This window comes from Cupriavidus oxalaticus (assembly GCF_004768545.1).
In the GTDB taxonomy this organism is placed as follows: domain Bacteria; phylum Pseudomonadota; class Gammaproteobacteria; order Burkholderiales; family Burkholderiaceae; genus Cupriavidus; species Cupriavidus oxalaticus_A.
The window spans coordinates 698379-719449 of sequence record NZ_CP038635.1 but is presented as its reverse complement, the minus strand read 5'-3'; the positions used below and the strand labels follow the sequence as shown (position 1 = coordinate 719449).

The 21071-nt window shown below is 64.8% G+C and carries 20 protein-coding genes; 15 read left to right on the top strand and 5 right to left on the bottom strand.

The features are described 5' to 3' along the window. Window positions 1-983: 983 nt before the first annotated feature. The 15 genes from E0W60_RS14140 (at window position 984) to E0W60_RS14070 (ending at window position 14679) form a co-directional block, all read left to right on the top strand. Entirely contained in the window at window positions 984-1178 is a 195-nt protein-coding gene (locus E0W60_RS14140; RefSeq protein WP_135704711.1) for a Flp family type IVb pilin, read from the top strand. Window positions 1179-1271: 93 nt separating this feature from the next. Next, the gene (locus E0W60_RS14135) at window positions 1272-1445 is read left to right on the top strand and encodes a Flp family type IVb pilin (protein WP_135704709.1); all 174 of its coding nucleotides are present in this window, start codon (window positions 1272-1274) and stop codon (window positions 1443-1445) included. Window positions 1446-1500: 55 nt separating this feature from the next. Next, window positions 1501-2034 (top strand): A24 family peptidase, encoded by a 534-nt coding sequence (locus E0W60_RS14130; RefSeq protein ID WP_135704707.1) that lies wholly within the window; start codon window positions 1501-1503, stop codon window positions 2032-2034. Between the two features lie 80 nt (window positions 2035-2114). Continuing rightward, entirely contained in the window at window positions 2115-3533 is a 1419-nt protein-coding gene (locus E0W60_RS14125) for an ATP-binding protein (protein ID WP_135706216.1), read from the top strand. Between the two features lie 49 nt (window positions 3534-3582). Continuing rightward, window positions 3583-4425, top strand: coding sequence for a Flp pilus assembly protein CpaB (gene cpaB, locus E0W60_RS14120; RefSeq protein ID WP_135704705.1), 843 nt, complete (start codon window positions 3583-3585; stop codon window positions 4423-4425). Between the two features lie 65 nt (window positions 4426-4490). After that, window positions 4491-6380 carry a type II and III secretion system protein family protein gene (locus tag E0W60_RS14115; protein WP_135704704.1) on the top strand — a complete coding sequence of 630 codons (1890 nt, stop codon included), beginning with the start codon at window positions 4491-4493 and terminating at the stop codon, window positions 6378-6380. A gap of 26 nt (window positions 6381-6406) precedes the next feature. Further along, on the top strand, window positions 6407-6748 hold the full coding sequence (locus tag E0W60_RS14110; protein ID WP_135704702.1) for a hypothetical protein: 342 nt from the start codon (window positions 6407-6409) through the stop codon (window positions 6746-6748). Between the two features lie 25 nt (window positions 6749-6773). Continuing rightward, entirely contained in the window at window positions 6774-8036 is a 1263-nt protein-coding gene (locus tag E0W60_RS14105; protein ID WP_135704700.1) for a pilus assembly protein TadG-related protein, read from the top strand. A gap of 9 nt (window positions 8037-8045) precedes the next feature. Continuing rightward, a complete protein-coding gene (locus E0W60_RS14100) occupies window positions 8046-8573 on the top strand; it encodes a TadE/TadG family type IV pilus assembly protein (protein ID WP_135704696.1) in 528 nt (175 codons plus the stop codon). Then, window positions 8570-9028 carry a TadE/TadG family type IV pilus assembly protein gene (locus E0W60_RS14095; protein ID WP_135704694.1) on the top strand — a complete coding sequence of 153 codons (459 nt, stop codon included), beginning with the start codon at window positions 8570-8572 and terminating at the stop codon, window positions 9026-9028. The genes E0W60_RS14100 and E0W60_RS14095 overlap by 4 nt, the downstream gene beginning before the upstream one ends. A gap of 23 nt (window positions 9029-9051) precedes the next feature. Beyond that, window positions 9052-10248, top strand: coding sequence for an AAA family ATPase (locus E0W60_RS14090; RefSeq protein WP_135704693.1), 1197 nt, complete (start codon window positions 9052-9054; stop codon window positions 10246-10248). 25 nt (window positions 10249-10273) lie between these two features. After that, the gene (locus tag E0W60_RS14085; protein ID WP_135704691.1) at window positions 10274-11638 is read left to right on the top strand and encodes a CpaF family protein; all 1365 of its coding nucleotides are present in this window, start codon (window positions 10274-10276) and stop codon (window positions 11636-11638) included. 42 nt (window positions 11639-11680) lie between these two features. After that, window positions 11681-12658, top strand: a complete 978-nt coding sequence (locus E0W60_RS14080; protein ID WP_135704689.1) for a type II secretion system F family protein — start codon at window positions 11681-11683, stop codon at window positions 12656-12658. 47 nt (window positions 12659-12705) lie between these two features. Continuing rightward, complete coding sequence (locus tag E0W60_RS14075; RefSeq protein ID WP_135704688.1) at window positions 12706-13671, top strand: type II secretion system F family protein; 966 nt, start codon at window positions 12706-12708, stop codon at window positions 13669-13671. 222 nt (window positions 13672-13893) lie between these two features. Beyond that, window positions 13894-14679, top strand: coding sequence for a metallophosphoesterase (locus E0W60_RS14070; protein WP_135704686.1), 786 nt, complete (start codon window positions 13894-13896; stop codon window positions 14677-14679). A 137-nt stretch (window positions 14680-14816) separates the two neighbouring features. Here E0W60_RS14070 and groL read toward each other — a convergent pair whose 3' ends face one another. From groL to kdpB, 5 genes are all read right to left on the bottom strand, one after another. Further along, a complete protein-coding gene (gene groL / locus E0W60_RS14065; RefSeq protein ID WP_135704684.1) occupies window positions 14817-16460 on the bottom strand; it encodes a chaperonin GroEL in 1644 nt (547 codons plus the stop codon). Between the two features lie 45 nt (window positions 16461-16505). Next, window positions 16506-16796 (bottom strand): co-chaperone GroES, encoded by a 291-nt coding sequence (gene groES / locus E0W60_RS14060; protein ID WP_063237002.1) that lies wholly within the window; start codon window positions 16794-16796, stop codon window positions 16506-16508. A 427-nt stretch (window positions 16797-17223) separates the two neighbouring features. Further along, the gene (locus E0W60_RS14050; RefSeq protein WP_135704683.1) at window positions 17224-18003 is read right to left on the bottom strand and encodes a TorF family putative porin; all 780 of its coding nucleotides are present in this window, start codon (window positions 18001-18003) and stop codon (window positions 17224-17226) included. 191 nt (window positions 18004-18194) lie between these two features. Continuing rightward, window positions 18195-18818 carry a potassium-transporting ATPase subunit KdpC gene (gene kdpC / locus E0W60_RS14045; protein WP_135704681.1) on the bottom strand — a complete coding sequence of 208 codons (624 nt, stop codon included), beginning with the start codon at window positions 18816-18818 and terminating at the stop codon, window positions 18195-18197. Between the two features lie 27 nt (window positions 18819-18845). Further along, window positions 18846-20921: a potassium-transporting ATPase subunit KdpB gene (kdpB, locus tag E0W60_RS14040; protein ID WP_240745981.1), complete on the bottom strand. Its 2076-nt coding sequence runs from the start codon at window positions 20919-20921 to the stop codon at window positions 18846-18848. Between the last annotated feature and the right edge of the window lie 150 nt (window positions 20922-21071).

Here is a 21071-nt window from a genome sequence, read left to right as displayed (position 1 = left end):
GAAAGCAAGATGCGCGAGCGTCGGCAACGCATGGATAGCTATTCCTGAGCGGCGCTGGTGCGAGCAACGTTTCTTCCTTGAATCATGCGGCCTGCCTGGCCAGCAAGCCGCACAAATACAAGGGTTGCAGGAGATCGGGCTGACATTTCGAGACATGCCACGCGCGCCACGGAAGGTGTCGATGTTTCTATCCGGAAACGCAGGCCCGTTGTTCCCGCTTCCTCATCCATCAGGCGGCACTGCTCGCGCCGCAATCGGCAAGCACCGCAATTCCCCATCCAAGTGCCGTATGTATCGTTCTCCCCGAACCCTGCCAAATCATGCTTTTGGTTGAAGCGCCTGCCTTGGGTTGAACGCTCGCGAGCGCCAGCGCGCCGCACGCACTCATCCGTTAGTTGGTTCATCCGAAATGGCCTGCGCGGCTTGCGTTTCCCGACGGCAACGAAGTGCGGTGAAAACACCGCATACGGTGTCGATGGCCTACCGCCGTTTCAGGCACGCTTCCCGGAAAGCCTTGTGGCACAAGGGTTTCGCGTTGGCTGGCCCGTCGCTTGCCTATGTCCTGGCACCGGCACCGCCACAAAGGCGAATGCCGAGATGGCGGAGCAACTGGCCGGCATCAGAACCAAGAAAGATACGGGGAACCTTGTCATGCCTGCCGCACGCCATTTCGCGCTGACGCACTGGAACGCTTGCAACGCCGCATCCGCCCGCATGGGCGGCAGCGTGCCGTTCCGTTGCATGACACGCGCAGGCCATGCGCACCACGTAGCGCGCTGCATGCACGCTTCGGCCGAACGCCGGCTGGAGGCGCGCTGCCCGCAGGGCATGTGCGACGGTCCGGGCCGCTGGCCCTTCCATGCATGTGCTATCTGCGCTCCGCCGTGCTGCCGCGCTTCCCGGCATTGAGACCCGGTGCCAGTGCTTACCTTTCCGAAGTTACGCAGTCCTGTAGTGCTTGTTCCAAACCAAAGGAGTTAATCATGCAAAACCTGACCACTATGTTCAAGCAATTCATCCGTGATGAAGAAGGCGTGACCGCCATTGAATATGGCTTGATTGCCGCCCTGATTGCGGTTGTCATCATCGCTGCCGTCAGGCTCGTCGGCGTTGAGTTGGACAAGACGTTTGACGCGATCGGCACGGAGCTCAAGGCTGCAAACACTCCTGCCCCTTGATAGATCCGCAGGGCGCACGTGTGGGCCGCGTCTAGTCGCTGGCCATGCGTTGCGCCTGCGCATCAAGCCATCACTGTGACACCGGAGACGCCAATGTCGAAGTTCCTCGCCATATCAAAGGATCTGCTGCAAGACGACAAAGGCGTCTCCTCTATCGAATACGCGCTACTCGGCATGTTGATCGCGGTGGCCATCATCGGCTCCGTGTTCAAGATCAGCGGCGCAGTGAAAGAGATGTACGAGCTGATCGCCACCAGCATGCCCTGAGACCTCCGCCCGGCAATCCCTGACCCGCTCGCTCCAACCCTCAAGCCAACACGCCATGCAAGCCGCCACCACTCTCGCCTCCTTCGTAGGCCCTGCCACGATCGGCATCGTGCTGACCGCGGCGGCCATCGACCTGGATCGGCGCCGCATTCCGAACTGGCTGACCTTCGGCGCCTGGATCGCCGCACTGCCAGTGCAGATGACCATTCATGGCATCACCGCCGGCTCGCTGACATGGCTGTATGGCTGGCTGGTGGGCCTGGCCCTGTTTCTGCCCTTCTACCTGCTGCGCGGCATGGCCGCCGGTGACGTCAAGCTGCTGGCAGCCGTGGGCGCCTGGCTTGGCGCGACCATGATTGTGAATGTCGCCCTAGCGACCTGCGTGATAGGTGGCGTGTGGGCGCTGGTGCAGCTTCTCATCACCAGGCAGACGCTGGTGACCTTCTCAAGGGTGAGCTACATGCTCAGCATGGCGATCCAACGCCGTGCGAGGCCGGTGCAGCCTGAAGCCGAATCATCCGCTGGCTCCATACCTTACGGCGTCGCCATCGCCGCCGGCACGCTTGCGATGCTCTTTGCCGGTACCTGAGAACCAGCACGACAGCGCAGCGGGAAGCGACGCGCGCCATGAAGCACCAAAACACGCAAATCAGCAAACGGGGGATGGCAATGAACGAGCACCACGACACGGGTCACGCCTCGCGGCACCTCGAACCCGTCGCGACAGTCAGGAATACCCAGCCCGAACACGGTGCGGTACCTCTGTCCCCCTGGCACGTCCTGCCGCGCACCATCGCGGACACCGGCCTGGAAGTGGCACTGCTGCTGAGCCTGCTGATGAAGGCCGCTTACATGCACCGCACCGTCACGCTGGCGGTGCTGACCGATACGCTGAAGCTGCCGGGCACCGTGGTCAACGAGGTCGCCGCTGTTGCCGTGCGTGAGCGCCTGCTGGAGGTTGCCCACCGCGGCGCCAGCGACCTGGACGTTCGTTTCCGACTGACGGATGCCGGCTATGCGCGCGCGGCCGAAGCCTCGGCGCGCTGCAGCTACATCGGCGCTGCGCCGGTCACGCTGGACGCTTATGTCCAGGCGGTGAAGCGCCACTCGGTCGGCCAGGCATCGGTGACCAAGGCCGACGTCACCGCAGCCTTCCATGATCTGGTGATCCCGGTCCACCTGCTGGATGCCATCGGTATGTCGCTGAATACCTGCCGAGCCCTGATGATCTACGGGCCCGCCGGCAGCGGCAAGACCTACCTGGCGCAGCGCCTCGGGATGCTGCTGCCGGGCGCGGTGCCGGTGCCGCATGCCATCACCGTGGCCGGCGAGATCATCCAGGTATTCGACCCGCTGGTCCATGTGCCCTGCGATGACAGCGAAGGCTCGCTGGCACGCCGTTCGCTGGACCGCCGCTGGGTCCTCTGCCACCGCCCGGTGGTGCTGTCCGGCGGCGAACTGACGCTGTCCATGATGGACCTGCGCCACGACCCCGTCGCCGGCTTCTACCAGGCGCCGCCGCACATGAAGGCGAACAACGGCATCTACATCATCGACGACCTGGGCCGCCAGCTGGTTGGCGTCACCGACCTGCTGAACCGTTGGATCGTGCCGCTGGACCGCAACGTTGACATGTTCACGCTGCAGACGGGCGTGCGCTTCTCGGTGCCATTCGACGTCTGGCCGGTGTTCTCGAGCAACCTTGAACCGTCCGCGCTCGGCGACGATGCCTTCCTGCGCCGGCTCGGCAGCAAGCTCTATGTCGGTGCGCTGTCCGTGGACGACTATCGCGAGGTGTACCAGCGCACTGCCGCCGAATACGGACTGGCCAGCAGTGAAGCCGTGTTCGACTTCCTTATCGACAGCCTGCACTACGCCAGCGATACGCCGCTGTTCGCCTGCATCCCGCGAGACCTGCTGCGCCTGGTGGCCTCCGGCGTGCACTACCACGGCGCCGCGCCGCAAGTCACAGAGGAAGGCCTGGTGGCGGCCTGGCAAGGCTACTACGGGCTGCGCACCTCGCCCGAAGGCATGCCACAGGCCGGCAGCGCCCGCCGCTGGTCAGACAACCACCGCGCCGCGAGCTGATCGGTAGCAGCCAACGCGGAAACCATTGGGGATATTGGGGAGAGTCATCATGAAAAACATGCGCGCAATCCTGATGCTGCTGATTGCCCTGGTCGCCGGCGTGGCGGCAGTGGTGTCGGCGTCGCGATGGCTGGTGCAGCAGTCATCAAGCTCGGTCAGGCAGGTGGTGGTAGCCGCTAACGACCTGAACCTCGGGCAACCGCTCAACGGCAGCCAGCTGCGCCTGGTCAGCTGGCCGGCGGGCAGCGTTCCGCCTGGTGCGTTCCAGGACACGAAGGCGCTGGAGGGCCGCGTGGTCCGCACCAGCCTCCAGCGCGGCGAGCCGGTTCTCGATGCCAAGCTGGCGCCGATCGGCACCAAGGGCGGACTGTCCGCAGTCATCAACGACGGCAAGCGCGCGATCACGGTTCGCGTCAATGACGTGGTGGGTGTTGCCGGCTTTGCGCTGCCAGGCAACTACGTCGACGTGATCGTCAACACCAATGAAGAAGCGCGCAACGCGCAGAACAGCAACATCTCCAAGATCGTGCTGGAGAAGATCCTGGTGCTGGCGGTAGCGCAACAGGTCAGCCGTGACGACACCCAGCCCAAGGTGGTGAATGCCGTCACGCTCGAAGTGACGCCCGAGCAAGCCGAGAAGCTCGACGTGGCCCGCAGCGTCGGCACGCTGTCGCTGGTGCTGCGCAACCAGATGGATGTCGCTGACATCAACACCGGCGGCGCCACCAAGGGCACGCTGCTGGGCAAGACGCCCGAAGCGCCGCCCGCCAAGGTCGTGACCCAGACGGCCACGCGCACCGTGGTGAAGACCCGCACGGTGGCAGCGCAGCCCGCACGTGGCAACTGCATCGGTGTGCTGGCAGGCATGCAGGGCGGCGTCGAGTGCTTCTGACCACGCCTCGTACGACGTTCACGAATCCTGATCTGCATCACAGCTTCTCCGGGGGGAGATTCAAAATGAACCAGAAAAGATCCGACGCCGCAGGCGGCACCCGCATCCTGGTGTTTGCCGCCATCCTCTTCACTCCGCTGGCCGCCGCGGCGCAAGCCGCCATGGAGGCGGGCATCGTGACCAAGGCCACTGCACCAGCCGCGGCCAAGGCACCCGCGGCACCGATGCAGATGACCATCAGCATGACGCCAGGCGCCCCGACCACGGTGGCGCAGGGCTCGGCGCCTGCGCCCGCACCGGCTGCCGACGCGCGCGGCCCCAACTGCGTCGGCGCGATCCGCAGCGAATCCAGCGTGATGGTGCCGGTCGGCAAGTCGCAGCTGATCTCGCTGCAAGAGCCCGTGCGCAACCGCACGCTGGGCAATCCCAATGTCGTGCAGGCGACCATGGTCTCGCCCCAGACGCTCTACGTACTGGGCCGCAGCGTAGGCACCACCAACATGATCGTGCAAGGCCGCAGCGGCGCCTGCACCATCATCAACGTCGTGGTCAATGCCGATGCCGGCGGCCTGCAGACGTCGCTCGGCCAGCTCTTGCCCGGCGAGCCTGGCATCCGCGTGATGACCGCTGCCGATAACCTCGTGCTGACCGGCAGCGTCACCAATGCGCAGTCCGCCCAGCAGGCCATGGACATCGCCCAGGCGTATGCCAACGCGGCCCAAGGCACCGACGGCAAGAACGGGGACAAGAAGGGCGGCGTGCTTAACATGCTGTCCGTCGACAGCCCGCAGCAGGTGATGCTGGAAGTCAAGGTCGCCGAAGTGTCGAAGACGCTGCTGAACCAGCTAGGTTCCGCGGTCAACCTGCAGGGCGGCTTTGGCTCCTGGACGGGTGGTGTCGTGACGTCGCTGCTGACCGGCGCTTCGGGCGCAATCTTCGGCAGCAAGGCCAACAACCTGCCGTTCGAATTCGCCGTCGACGCGCAGAAGAACGACAGCCTGGTCAAGATCCTGGCCGAGCCCAACCTGGTCACCATCAGCGGCCAGGAAGCGAGCTTCCTCGCCGGTGGCAAGATCTACATCCCGGTGGCGCAGGCCAACGTGCTGAACGGGGCCGGCACCGTCACGCTGCAGGAAGAAGAATTCGGCGTAGGGCTGAAGTTCACGCCGACCGTGCTGGCGAACGGCCGCATCCACCTGAAGGTCTCGCCGGAAGTGTCCGAACTGTCGCCCACGGGTGCCACCATTCGCGGCGGCACGCTGGCCGGCCAGACCATCCTGCCGGTCATTACCACCCGCCGCGCTTCCACCACTGTTCAGATGCGCGATGGCGAGAGCTTTGCCATCGGCGGGCTGCTGACCGACAGCGCGCGCGGCTCGCTCAAGGCGCTGCCGGGTGCGGGCGAGGTGCCGGTGCTGGGCACGCTGTTCCGCAGCACGCAGTACCAGCAGGACCTGACCGAACTGGTGTTCGTCATCACGCCGCGCCTGGTCAAGCCGATGCAGACCAACAACTACCCGCTGCCGACCGACAGCTTCTCCACGCCTAACCCGCTGTCGTTGTACTTCATGGGCAATATGGAAGGCAGTGGCAAGCCCGCGCCGCAGCCGGCGCCGGCCCCCTCGCAGCCTGCCGCGCCAGCCGCAGCACCTGCCACGCCGCCGACGGCGCCACGCAGCGAGGGCGCGCCCACGTCGGTCTCGATGGTGCCGACGGGCCGCCCACTGGACCCGCCGGCAACTGCCGGCTCATCAGGAGCGCAGGCAGCCGCGACCGCGATGCCTCGGACCTCGGGCGTGCCGGAACCGGCCCAACCAGCTGTCCGCAATCTCGCCGCCGCACCACCTGCCGAGGACACCGCCGCGCGCATCGCCCGCATCGAAGCCACCGCCGCGCGCCTGGCGCAGGCACGAGCCGCCGGCACCGCCACGCGCACCGCCGCGGGCGGTAACTGAACCGCTGCGCACACAGGAGAACGATCATGAGCAAACAACAACTCAACCTTTCGCGCGGCGCCACCACGCTGGTGCTCGGCAGCCTGGCCTGCCTCACGCTGTCGGCCTGCATGACCTCCACGCCGGTGTGGGACGGCCAGCGCGGCGTGGCGCTCGCCACGGTCACGCAGATGCAAATCATCAACCCCGATGCGCCCGCGGGACTACCCACCGTCACGGGCGCCGACGGCAAGACCGCGGTGGCGGCCATGAGGAACTTCGACCGTTCGCTGGCCAACGGCAAGCAAGGCAGCTCGCCCTCCATGACAATCGACTTCGGCGCCGGCGGCTACGGTGGCGTGGGCATGTCAGGTGGCGGGTCGCGTTGATCCGCGCAAACCACGGAGAGCCGATATGTCACGCCCTACCACCTACCGAGGCCGGCGGACCACCTGGCGCAAGCGGCAGCGTGGCGCGATCGCCATCATCGTCGGCCTGTCGCTGGCTGTTCTGATCGGCTTCGTCGGGCTGGCGCTCGACCTGGGCAAACTCTATGTGACCAAGAGCGAGCTGCAGAACAGCGTCGATGCCTGTGCGCTGGCCGCCGCGCGCGACGTCACGGGAGCCACGCCGCTGCTCGTGTCGGAGGCAGCCGGCCTGGCCACCGGCACGAGCAACGCTGCCATGTTCCAGAACGAGGCAGTGAAAATGGTCAAGGACCTGAACGTCTCGTACAGCGACACGCCTGACGGTACCTACTACACCAAGAACGACGTACCGTACGCGCTGGACAAGGTGAAGTACGTCAAATGCACCGCCGAGCGCACGGATATTGCCCACTGGTTCATCCATCTCCTTAACCTGCTGCCCGGCATCGACATCCAGCCCAGTACCGTAAGCGCAATGGGCGTGGCCACCACCACCAGTGCGCAGACAGCCTGCGCGATCCCGGTCTATGTCTGCACGCCACCGACGGCAAATCCACCTAAGACCGCGTACAACAAGGGGGACTGGATCGCGTCCAAGGTCGATCCGAAGGATCCATACGGCCCTGGCAGCTTTGGTTGGGCTGACCTGTCGCCTCCGGGGGGTGGTGCTTCCGAGCTGGCGAACCTGATTGCCGGAAGCGGGCAGTGCGACCTGCCGGCAGTGGGATCCAAAGTTGGCGAACCAGGCGAAATCGCGGCGCTGATTGCAGCGTGGAATACCCGCTTCGGCATCTATACCGGCTCCTACAAGGGACCGGCTGACGGGACGCCGGACTTTACCGGCTTTTCCTACAGCGTCACGACATGGAATCCGCCGAACGGCGGTAACGCCTACGCTGACTTTATTCAGAAGCGCGGCGCAAACGCGCCATACCAGACGGATGCGTCCAGCGGCTTGACCACCAAGGGCACGGCATCGACACAGGAGGTGCACAAGGCCGGCGCCGACCGCAGGCTGGTACACGTGCCGATGGTGGATTGCACCGAATTCGCCTCTACCAAGCTGGCAAAGGTGGTCTCCTGGAACTGCATGCTGATGGTGCAGCCGATGCAGGAGCCCAGCGCAAAGGAAGTGGTTTACCTCGAATATCTTGGCAATTCGAAGGATGCCACCAGTCCCTGCGCGACCCAGGGCGTGCCTGGGTCCGATACGGGTTCGGGCCCCCGCGTGCCGGTGCTGGTGCAATAGGAGCGAATCATGGAGCGATGCAGACAGCGCAGGCGCAGCCAGCACAATCGGCGCAATGGGCGCGGGGTGGTGGCTGTGGAATTCGCACTGGTCCTGGTGCCGTTGCTTCTGCTGGTGAGCGGGGTGGCGGAATACGGCCGCGCCATCTACCAATACAACGCCCTGACCAAGGCCACGCGCGACGCCGCACGCTTCCTGTCGCAGTATGCGCCCAGCGAGCCTAACTATCCGCTGGCGCAGGCAAAATGCATGGCGGTCTATGGCAAGACGGTCTGCGAAGGCGACGTATTGGTGAAAGGCCTCAGCACCTCGATGGTCGTCGTCTGTGACCGCGTCGACTCGAGCGGCTGTGGCGCCAAGCAGTTCGCCAACGTTCCCATCTATGAGGGAGGCGACAGCTCGGGCCCGCAGGCCGGCACCATCAACCTGGTTGAAGTGAAAATATCGGGATATTCATACTCGCCGATCCAGACCTACATCAAGGTAGGAACCCTGGCGTTCTCCGATATCGCAACAGTGATGAGGCAAGTGCTATGACTCCGCTTCGCGCCACTCGCACGCGTCGGCAGCAGGCCGGTGCCACCGCGATCGAATTCGCGCTGGTGGCCAGCATCTTCTTCATGCTGCTGATCGGCATTGCCGAATTCTCGCGCGTGTTGTTCTACTGGAATACGGCTGGCGAGGTCACCCGCCTGGGCGCACGCATCGCGGCGGTGTGCGATGTCAAGGATACGACGATCAAAGCCAGGATGACCAATCTGATGCCCAAGCTGCAGGCCGCCAACATCCAAGTTGCCTACGAGCCCAGCGGTTGCGACGCGGATGCCGATGTCGCGCGCAACACGTGTCGCTCGGTTACCGTCAGCGTGACCAACGTCTCGGTCAAGACCTTTATCCCGGTCGTGCCACTCACGCTGGCCATGCCTTCCTTTACGACTACGCTGCCGCGGGAAAGCCTGAACTCCTCAACCGGCGGCAAGATCTGCAATTAGCACGCACAAACCAGGAGCACACCATGCTCAGAATTCTGATCGTTTCCGAGGATGCTGAAAGGTTGGGCGAGCTTTCGCGTATGGCGGACGCCTGTGGAACCTTCCAGATCATGCGGCTGCAGGATGCTCCCGCGGCACTATGCACGCATGGCAGCCACCTGCGCAGCGCGGATGCGCTCATCCTGGACCAGGACTTCCGCGGCGGCACGCAGATGCTGGGCATCGAAGCCTTGCGCCAGCAGCATCCCGACCTGCCCTGCATCCTGGTGACGTCGGCGCAGCAGCCGGATGTCCTGATCCGGGCACTGCGCGCCGGGGTGCGCGACATCCTGCCGTGGCCGCTCGACAAGGGCCAGCTGAGCGAAGCGCTCGGGCGGCTGGAGGCAAACCACGTGCCTAGGGAGCGCAACGAAGCGCGCGTGATCTCGCTGGTTTCATGCAAGGGCGGCGCCGGCACCAGCTTCATCGCCGGCAACCTGGCCTACGCACTGAGCGCCGGCGAGCGCAAGCGGGTGCTGCTGATCGACCTGAACACCCAGTTCAGCGACACCGCATTCCTGGTCAGCGACAAGACCCCGCCAGCGACCTTGCCGGACGTGTGCTCGCAGCTGGAACGCATGGACGATACCTTCCTCGATGCCTGCATGACCCACGTCGATGAGGGGTTCGACATCCTGGCCGGTGCGATTGATCCGATCAAGGCCAATGAGGTCCGCAAGGACAGGATCGACCACATCCTGTCTGTGGTCAGCTCGCGCTACGATTTCATCCTGATCGACATTGGACAGTCGATCACCCCGCTGTCGCTTGCGGCCTTCGACCGCAGCCACAGCATCTGCGTGACCGTGCAGCCCAGCATCCCCTATGTCCGCACCGGCAAGCGCCTGCTGGATATCCTGCGCGCGCTGCACTACACCGAGGACAAGATCCGGATCCTGGTGAACCGCCAGGGCCGCCGCGACGAGTTGCCGCGTGCCAAGCTGGAGGAAGTCTTCGGCATGAAGGTCTTCCACGCATTGCCCGATGATCCTGCCGCGGTGGATGAATCGATCGGCCACGGCGTTCCCGTGCTCAAGGAACAGAAGCGCAGCGCCATCGCCAGGTCGCTGCTGTCTCTAGGCGCCACGCTTGCCGCGGGCGCGGGGACCGAGCGGCAGACGCAGCCGGCCAGGCCGTCGCTGGCCAGGCTCTTCCTGCGCCCGAAGTCGACCGCCGCCTGAAACGCATCACGAACCGGAGTCCATCATGTCGATCCGCGAACAGCTTTCCCTGCCGGAGAACCCGCCGCTGCAAATGAACGGACATGCTGCGCCCGCCCGCAGCCATGGCACCACGCAGGCCTACCGGACTTTCAAGAAGACCGTTCACGACGCGGTACTGGACCGGGTCGAGCTCGAGCGGCTGGCGCGCTACCCACTGGAGCAGGTGAAGACGGAGATCGGCGTGCTGATCGACGCCATCATCGACGAAGAGCGGATCCTGATCAATGACATGGAACGCCGCCAGATGACGTCGGACATCTACGACGAGATGTTCGGCTTCGGCCCGCTCGAGCCGCTGCTGCAGGATCCGACCGTGTCCGACATCCTGGTCAACACGGCAAAGCAGACCTATGTCGAGCGGCGCGGGAAGCTGGAACTCACCGATATCGGCTTCTACGACGACGCCCACCTGATGAAGGTCATCGAGAAGATCGTGTCGCGCGTGGGGCGACGCATCGACGAGACCAGCCCGATGGTCGATGCGCGCCTGCCCGACGGTTCGCGCGTCAACGCCATCATCCCGCCATCGGCGATCGACGGACCGCTGCTGTCGATCCGCCGCTTCGCGGTCAATCCGCTGCAGGTTTCCGACCTCGTGAACCTGAGGAGCCTGACCCCGCCGATGGCCCAGATGCTGCAGGCGCTGGCGCATGCCAAGGTCAACGTGCTGGTCTCCGGCGGCACCGGCAGCGGCAAGACCACGCTGCTGAACATCCTGTCCGGCTTCATCCCCGAGGACGAGCGCGTGGTCACCATCGAGGACGCGGCGGAACTGCAGTTGCGCCAGCCACATGTGCTGCGCCTCGAGACCCGCCCGCCGAACATCGAAGGCAAGGGCGAGATCACGCAGCGCTCGCTGGTGCGCAACGCGCTGCGCATGCGCCCGGACCGGATCATCCTGGGCGAAGTGCGCGGCGGCGAGGCCCTGGACATGCTCAACGCGATGAACACTGGTCACGAAGGGTCGTTGACGACCATCCACGCCAATACCCCGCGCGACGCGCTGACGCGCCTCGAGAACATGGTCAGCATGGCGGGCCTGACCATGCCGGCCAAGGCGATACGCCAGCAGATCTCTTCAGCCATCACGGTGATCGTCCAGGCCGCACGCATGACCGACGGGCGACGCAAGATCATCAGCATTTCGGAGATCACCGGCATGGAAGGTGAAATCATCAACATGCAGGAGATCTTCACTTTCCAGCGCTCCGGCGTGGACAAGGACGGCACCGTGCGCGGCCATTTCCGCGCCACCGGGGTGTACCCCAAGTTCGCCGAGCGGCTGCGCGTGTTCGGCGTGGGCCTGCCCGATGAAACCTACGATCCGGCGCATCGCTATGAAGTGTGATCCGCGCAAGGCACGCGGCACATTCACTCGGGGGAGACGCATATGAGCACGATCTTCTATGCCTTCGGCATCCTGCTGTTCGCGGCGGTGGTGCTCTGCATCGAAGGCATCTATCTGTGGTGGAGCAATTATCACGGCCCCGCTGCCAAGCGTATCGAGGCGCGGCTGCGTGCGCTGTCCGCGGGCGGCCACGTCAATGCCGAACGCCTGTCGATCCTGAAGAAGCGCCTGCTCAGCGATTCACCGCGGATGCAGCAATGGCTGATGCGGATGCCGCGCATCGGCACGCTGGACCGCTGGCTGGCGCAGTCCGGCAGTTCCTGGTCGGTATCGCAACTGCTGGGCTACTGCGCGCTTGTGGTGCTGTGCACCGTGGCGCTGATCCCGCTGGTGCCTGTGCCCGCGCCGGTGGTGCTGGCCATTGCCGCCGTGGCTGGGCTGCTGCCGGTGCTGCACGTGATGCGCCTGCGGATCAAGCGGATCAAGCAGATGGAAAAGCAACTGCCGGACGCCGTCGACATGATCAGCCGCTCCCTGCGCGCCGGGCACTCGTTCAGCGGTGCGCTGGGCATGGTCGGCCAGGAGATCAAGGCGCCGATCGGCCCTGAGTTCCGCACCACGTTCGAAGAGATCAACTATGGCGTGGCGCTGGACGAAGCCATGACCAACCTGGCAATCCGGGTGCCGGTGGGCGACCTGCGCTACTTTGTGATCGCCGTGCTGATCCAGCGCGAAAGCGGCGGCAACCTTGCCGAGATCCTCGACACCATCGCCAACATGGTGCGCGAACGCCTGAAGCTGTTTGACAAGATCCGCGTGCTTTCGGCCGAAGGACGCCTGTCCGCATGGATTCTGGGCCTGCTGCCGTTCGCGACCGCCGGCATGATCATGGTGGTCAACCCGGACTTCATGAAGGTGCTGTGGGAAGACCCGATCGGCTGGCGCATGATCGGCGGCGCGCTGGTATCGATGGTGTTCGGCGTGCTATGGATGCGCAAGATCATCCGCATCCGTGTATGAGACAACAACAAGCCACGGCGGCACAACGGTCCTGAGGGGAGTCAATCATGCAAGGCATCATCGACGGTATTCCTGCCGAGCAGTTGGTCGTGCTCGCGCTGGTGTTCGTGGCGGCATTCGGCACAGTGCTTGCCGTGATGTACGCGTTCTCACCAAACCGCATGCACGGACGCGTCGAGCAGCTCGCCGGCCAGGCAGGCATGCCCTCCGCGCCTGACGCGCGGCAGGCCTGGATCGAGAAACTGGTGCGTCTGGCACAACCGGTGTCGCGGCTGTCCCTGCCCAAAGAGGGATGGGAAAATTCACAGCTGCGCGTGCGCTTCACCAATGCTGGCTGGCGCAGCGCTAGCGCGGCACCGCTGTACTTTGGCGCCAAGACCGTGTTGGCGGTTGTGCTGCCCATGACCGGGCTTCTTGCGCTGAATGGCAATCGGGCGTTCGACGACCAGTACACGATGTTCGCCCTGCTGGCGCTGCTGGGCGCGATTGGCTACTACCTCCCCAACGTCGTGCTGGCCCGCAAGGTTGCCGAACGCCAGCGCACGGTATTCGAGGAATTCCCCGACGTCATCGACCTGCTCACAGTGTGCGTGGAAGCCGGCCTCGGCCTGGACGCCGCGCTGATGCGTGTCGCCGACGAACTCGCGCTGCGCTGCCCGGTAATGGCCGATGAACTGCAGCTGATGCTGCTCGAACTGCGCTCCGGCTTCTCCAAGGAGAAGGCGCTGTCCAACCTGTCGCTGCGCACCGGCGTCGAGGACGTTGACAAGTTCGCCTCGATGCTGATCCAAGCCGACCGCTTCGGCACCAGCCTGGGTGAGTCGCTGCGCGTGCTGTCAGACATGCTGCGCACCAAGCGCCGTATGCTGGCCGAGGAACAGGCCGCCAAAATCGCGCTCAAGCTGCTGTTCCCCCTGATATTCACCATCTTCCCCTCGCTGCTGCTGGTGCTGCTGGGACCCGCGTTTATCCAGATCTATCGCGTCCTGTTGCCGACCATGGCAGGACAGTGAGGATAGGACTCACGGGTAACCCTGAACGGTTCCCCCGGCTGTCTCCCGGTGCAACGCCGGCCAGACAGTCCCTTGCCCGGACCTGGTTCCGGGCTTTTTTGCTTGGTGGCGGGCGTGCGGGCCGGGGACTTGACCTCGGCGCCAGGGTTCTTAAGAATGCCACTCACTGCCTTCGCCGCGGGCGCGGCGAAGGCAGCCAGAATCAATCGCCCCGGAGTCCCCATGAAACTGCGCATCCTGAGCGACCTGCATCTCGAGCACAACATGCCGCAGCAAGTGCCCGGCTGCGATGCCGACATCGTGGTGCTGGCCGGCGATATCGCCAACGGCCGCGACGGCATCGACTGGGCCGCGCACACGTTTGCGGAGCCCGTGATCTATGTGCCCGGTAACCACGAGTATTACGAGGGCAACTTCGATGCGGTCGACCGGCAGATGGCCGAAGCCGCGGCGGAGCATCCCGGCATGCACGTGCTCAACGGCGCCGTTGCCGAGTTCGACGGCGCCAACGGCCGCGTGCGGATCCTGGGCACGACCTGGTGGACGGACTACACGCTGTTCGGCCTGGACCGGCGCGAGGATTCGATGCAGGCCTGCGCAGGCGTGATGCTGGACCACAGGCTGATAGAACTCGATGGCGACGACGGCAAGGCCCGCCATTTCACGCCGGAAGACGCGCTGGCGCGCCACGAGGCCGCTTCGGCCTGGCTGGCCGCGCAGCTCGCGCAGCCGTTCGAGGGCAAGACCGTGGTCGTCACCCATCACGGCCCTGACCTGGGCAGTCTTGACCCGCGTTACTCGCATGACCTGGTATCCGGCGGGTTCCTGTCACGCCGGCCCGACCTGGTGGCGCAGGCGGACCTGTGGATCCATGGGCATACCCACACCAGTTTCGACTACTGCATCGACGATTCGCGCGTGGTGTGCAATCCGCGGGGTTATGTCAGCCGGCGCACTGGCGAGCTGGAAAACAAGGGCTTCGACTGGTGCTGCGTGGTAGAAGTCTGACCGCCCCCCCCGCCAGTCATCAAGCAGGCAAGGACCCCAAACAAAAACCCCCGCGGGCTCACACCCGCGGGGGTTTTTTGCTGTGACAGCCTGCCAGCCCGGGTTATGACACCCCGCCAGCAGTCAGTCGGCACAAATTACATCATGCCTTCCATGCCGCCCATGCCGCCCATGCCGCCCGGCATTGCCGGAGCCGACTCTTCCTTCGGCGTTTCGGCCACGGCGCAGTCGGTGGTCAGCATCAGCGAAGCCACCGAAGCGGCGTTCTGCAGCGCGGTGCGGGTGACCTTGGTCGGGTCCAGCACGCCCATTTCGACCAGGTCGCCGTACTCGCCCGAAGCAGCGTTGTAGCCGTAGTTGCCCTTGCCTTCGATGACCTTGGCAACGACGACCGAAGCTTCTTCACCAGCGTTCAGCACGATCTGGCGCAGCGGCTCTTCCATGGCGCGCAGCACGATCTTGATACCGGCGTTCTGGTCGGCATTGTCGCCGGTCAGTGCCGAGATCGCAGCGCGGGCACGCAGCAGGGCCACACCGCCGCCGGGGACGATGCCTTCTTCCACCGCAGCGCGGGTGGCGTGCAGGGCGTCTTCCACGCGGGCCTTCTTTTCCTTCATTTCGACTTCGGTGGCAGCGCCAACCTTGATCACGGCAACACCGCCGGCCAGCTTGGCCACGCGCTCTTGCAGCTTTTCACGGTCGTAGTCCGAGGTCGCTTCTTCGATCTGGGCGCGGATTTGCTTCACGCGGCCTTCGATCGCAGCGGCGTCGCCGGCGCCATCGATGATGATGGTGTTTTCCTTGCCGATCTCGATGCGCTTGGCTTGGCCCAGGTCGTTCAGGGTAGCCTTTTCCAGCGTCAGGCCGATTTCTTCGGCGATGACGGTGCCGCCGGTCAGGATGGCGATGTCTTCCAGCATGGCCTTGCGGCGGTCGCCGAAGCCCGGGGCCTTGACGGCGGCGGTCTTCAGGATGCCACGGATGTTGTTGACCACCAGGGTCGCCAGGGCTTCGCCCTCGACGTCTTCAGCGATGATCAGCAGCGGGCGGCCGGCCTTGGCCACTTGCTCCAGCACCGGCAGCAGGTCGCGGATGTTCGAAACCTTCTTGTCGAACAGCAGCACGAACGGGCTGTCCAGCTGGACAACTTGCTTTTCCGGGTTGTTGATGAAGTACGGCGACAGGTAGCCGCGGTCGAACTGCATGCCTTCCACGACTTCCAGCTCGTCGGCCAGCGACTTGCCGTCTTCAACCGTGATCACGCCTTCCTTGCCGACCTTGTCCATGGCTTCGGCGATGCGCTCACCGATCGAGGTGTCGCTGTTGGCCGAGATGGCGCCAACCTGGGCGATTTCCTTGCTGGTGGTGGTGGGCTTGCTGACCTTCTTCAGCTCTTCCACGGCGGCGGCAACAGCCTTGTCGATGCCGCGCTTCAGGTCCATCGGGTTCATGCCGGCGGCAACGAACTTCATGCCTTCGCGCACGATCGACTGGGCCAGCACGGTAGCAGTGGTGGTACCGTCACCGGCGTTGTCGCTGGTCTTGGAAGCCACTTCCTTGACCATCTGGGCGCCCATGTTCTGCAGCTTGTCCTTCAGCTCGATTTCCTTGGCCACGGACACGCCGTCCTTGGTCACGGTCGGGCCGCCGAAGCTGCGCTCCAGCACCACATTGCGGCCCTTCGGGCCCAGGGTCACTTTAACGGCGTTGGCGAGGATGTTCACGCCTTCGACCATCTTGGCACGTGCGGCGTCGCCGAACACTACGTCTTTAGCTGCCATTCTTGAAATCTCCTGAAATCTGTACGGGTGGCGGTCAGTTGGTGATTACTTGTTCACCACGGCCATGATGTCTTCTTCGCGCATGACCAGCAGTTCCTGGCCTTCCACCTTCACGCCCTGCCCGGCATACTTGCCGAACAGCACGCGGTCGCCAACCTTGACGTCGAGGGCGATGTTGTTGCCCTTGTCATCCTTCTTGCCGGGACCGACTGCCAGCACTTCGCCTTGATCGGGCTTCTCGGCAGCGTTGTCGGGAATCACGATACCGGACGCGGTCTTGGTTTCGTTGTCCAGACGCTTCACGATCACGCGGTCGTGCAGAGGACGCAGGTTCATACGGACTCCTAGATACAAAAGTGAGTGTTTAATCACAATCGGCCGGCTACCGAGGCGACGGCCGTCTGATATTTTCAGGTGTCGCAAGGGGCACAGAATGCTGTTAGCACTCACCCCCGACGAGTGCTAATTATAGGGACGGGGTATGGCCATTTCAAGACAGCGGCCAAATGGGGGTTTTCCCGGACGGAGGGAATTTGAGGTGGGAGCGGCGGGAACGGCGTGTCTCAACAGTCCCGGGGGCAACGGGTGGCAAGCCTTCAGGCCGTCAGGTGCTTGTCCCGTGCCATGGAAAGCGGAGGGAGGACAGCCATGGCTTCCTCCAGCCTCTGAACCAGCGCGGAACTTGCCGGGCGCAACGGCAGGCGGTAGATCAGGCCGACGCATTAAATCGATATCAAGAACCGGCGGCGCCGGCAAGGCGCGCTCAGAACGTCTTGGTCAGGGAAGCCCATGCGGTGCCACGGCCCATGTAGCGGCCCTTGGCATTGGTGTACACCGCCTTGTCGGCATTGGTGTCGATGTAGGCCACAGCCAGCGCGAGTCCGTTGCCCAAGTCCTTGGTCAGGCCGAGCTTCCAGTCCACGTACGAGGCATTGGCGACCTGCACCTTCTGGTAACCCACGTGGGCGTTCAGCGTGAGGTCCCAGACATCAAGCGGCACGTTGGCGGTCAGGTCTGCATACCAGCTGTGCTTGCTGTCGGCGAAGCCAAATAGATTGGTCGGCGCGTACGAGTACTTGAGCGTCACGGGACCGTAGCCCAGGGCCGCGTACACCTCGGTGGTGTATGGGCGCGTGTAGCCGGCCGGATAGTCGCCCGGGTAGTAGTACTGCAGCACGCCGACATCGTAGGTCCAGTCGCCAGCGAACGTATTCTTGTAGCCCCCGTAGAAATCCATCTCGATCGGGGCCGACACCTCGGCATTGCTGTCGCCCAGCCAGCTGATGCTCGAGTTCCAGTTGCCGAGGTAGAAGCCGCTCGCATGGCTGTAGTCGAACCCGCCCTGGATCGCCGGCCGGCGGTTCGTCTGCATCAGCCCTCGGTAGCGGTAGTCGGTAGCCACCGTGACGTTGGCCGTGAAGGTATGCGGGGATGCCTCGGTGTCAGGCTGGGATTGCGCCATGGCGGGCATGGCAGCGAAGGCGAGAACGGAAGTTGCGGAACAGGCGAGCAGTGCGGCCGCGGTATGGCGCAGGTCAGTCATTGTTGATGTGACGAGAGTTGATGGAATCCCCCGTTGCCGGGAGCCTCGCCACGATATGGGCTGACGCGTAAAAACGGCATCAAAAGCCGCTGTGCCCGTGTACAGATCCAGTAAAGGTGCCAGGATTCCGCGCAGGCGAGCCAGTGCCGCCGCGCACCTGCGCGGCATCGTCCCGCATCACCGGCACCGTGCTACTGCCGTGCGATGGCATCCAATGCAAGGTTCAGCTTCAGGACATTGACGCCTGGATCGCCCAGCACCGGCAGTAGCGGCGCGTCCGTGTTGGCGGCAACCAGTTGCTTCACCTGTTCAGTCGGTATCCCCCTGGCGCGCGCGACGCGCGCCACCTGGTATTCGGCGGCCGCAGGGCTGATGTGCGGGTCGAGCCCGCTGCCGGATGCCGTGACCAGGTCCACGGGCACCGGCGCCTGGTTTTCCGGATCCACGGCGCGCAGTGCGTCGAGGCGCGCGCGTGCGGCATCGGTCAACGCCGGGTTGGTAGGACCGAGGTTCGATCCGACCGAAGCCGCTGCGTTATACGGCATCGGCGCCGTGGCCGACAGCCGGCCCCAGAAGTACTTCGGGTCGGAGAACGGCTGGCCGATCAGTTCCGAGCCAAGCGTGCTGCCATCCTTCCCGATCAGCGAGCCGCCGGCCTGATGCGGGAACACGGCCCTGGCGATTGCCGTGATCACGCCGGGATACAGCAGGCCGGTCACCAGCGACAGGCCGACGAACACCACCAGCATTGGCCGCAACAGGCCGCCCTGCACCGGAGCCGGCAACGGCTGCCGGGATTGCACTTGCGTATTCATGAATGCTCCGAATCGTTGGAGAGGAAATCAGACCCAGCCGAACAGGGCCAGGATCATGTCGATCAGCTTGATGCCGGCAAACGGCACCAGGATGCCGCCAACACCGTAGATCAGCAGGTTGCGGCGCAGCAGTACCGCGGCGCCCAGCGGCCGGTAGACCACGCCCTTGAGCGCCAGCGGAATCAGCACGCCGATGATCAGCGCGTTGAAGATCACCGCCGACATGATGGCCGACGCCGGCGTGGCCAGCCCCATCACATTGAGCAGGTTGAGCTGCGGATACGTGGTGGCAAACGCCGCGGGAATGATCGCGAAATACTTGGCAATGTCGTTGGCCACGCTGAAGGTCGTCAGCGAGCCGCGCGTCATCAGCATCTGCTTGCCGATCTCGACGATCTCGATCAGCTTGGTCGGGTTGCTGTCCAGGTCCACCATGTTGCCGGCTTCCTTGGCCGCCTGCGTGCCGCTGTTCATCGCCACGGCCACGTCGGCCTGGGCGAGTGCGGGAGCGTCGTTGGTGCCGTCGCCGGTCATCGCGACGAGCCGCCCTTCGGCCTGGTACTGGCGGATCAGCTTGAGCTTGGCCTCCGGCGTGGCTTCGGCCAGGAAGTCGTCGACGCCTGCTTCCGCCGCGATCGAAGCCGCGGTCAGCCGGTTGTCGCCGGTGATCATCACGGTCTTGATGCCCATTTTGCGCAGCTCGCCGAAGCGCTCGCGGATGCCGGTCTTGACGATGTCCTTCAGTTCGATCACGCCCAGCACGCGCACCGAATCGCCGTTGGCGTCGGCAACCACCAGCGGCGTGCTGCCGGCGCGCGCAACCTCGTCGACCGCCTGCAACACCGCGTCTGGGAACTTGCCGGCGCGTTCCGTGACGTACCGGCGCACGGCATCGGCGGCGCCCTTGCGCACGTGGCGTTCGCCGCCGCCGTCGCGCAGGTCCACGCCGCTCATGCGCGTCTGCGCGCTGAATGGCACGAATTCCGGCTTCAGGCTTGCCATCGCCGGCGCGGCCAGCCCGGGCAGCTGGCGTGCCAGTGTGATGATGCTGCGCCCTTCCGGCGTTTCGTCGGCCAGCGACGACAGCCACGCCGCTTCCGCGAGCTGCAATGGCGATACGCCGGGCGCCGGGATAAAGCGCGAGGCCTGGCGGTTGCCATGGGTGATGGTGCCGGTCTTGTCGAGCAGCAGTACGTCCACGTCGCCGGCGGCTTCCACCGCGCGGCCCGAAGTGGCGATCACGTTCGCTTCCATCATCCGGCTCATGCCGGCCACGCCGATCGCGGAAAGCAGCCCGCCGATCGTGGTCGGGATCAGGCACACCAGCAGCGCCACCAGCACGGTGATCGTCACCGGCCCGCCCGCCTTGGCCACCAGCACGCTGTAGAGCGAGAACGGCTGCAGCGTGGCCGTGGCCAGCAGCAGGACGATGGTCAGCCCGACCAGCAGGATCGTCAGGGCCAGCTCGTTCGGCGTCTTCTGCCGCTTGGCGCCCTCGACCATCGTGATCATGCGGTCGATGAAGCTTTCGCCCGGATTGGTCGTGATGCGCACCACGATCCAGTCGGACAGCACGCGCGTACCTCCGGTCACCGACGAAAAGTCGCCGCCAGACTCGCGGATCACCGGCGCCGATTCGCCGGTGATGGCGCTTTCGTCGACCGAGGCCACGCCGTCGATCACTTCGCCGTCGCCGGGGATCATCTCGCCAGCCTCGACCAGCACTACATCGCCGCGTCGAAGCGCGGTCGCGGGGCGCGCTTCGGTGGCGCTTCCGCGTTTGCCGTCCTTCAGCACGCGTGCGGTCACCGTGGTCTTCAGCCCACGCAGCGCCTCGGCCTGTTGCTTGCTGCGGCCCTCGGCAAGCGCCTCGGCAAAGTTCGCGAACAGCACCGTGAACCACAGCCACACCGATACCGCCAGGATGAAGCCGGCGGATTCGCCGACCGCCGCCGGCGCCGCCAGTGCCTTCAGGAACAGGATGGTCGTCAGGATGCTGCCGGCGTAGACCACGAACATCACCGGGTTGCGCAACTGGTCGCGCGGCGACAGCTTGCTGAAGGCCGCGATCAGCGCGGGCTTCACCAGCTCCGGCGCGAACATGCTGCGCGCGGGCAGGCGATGATAGTGGGAACCGTGTTGCCGGTCCGACACCGGTGCGCTCTTCACCTGGGGCGTGTTGGAGGACGATGCGCCGGTCCTGTTGGCGCTGCCCTTGGCCACTGGGGCCGTCGATTCATGTTGCATGGTTTC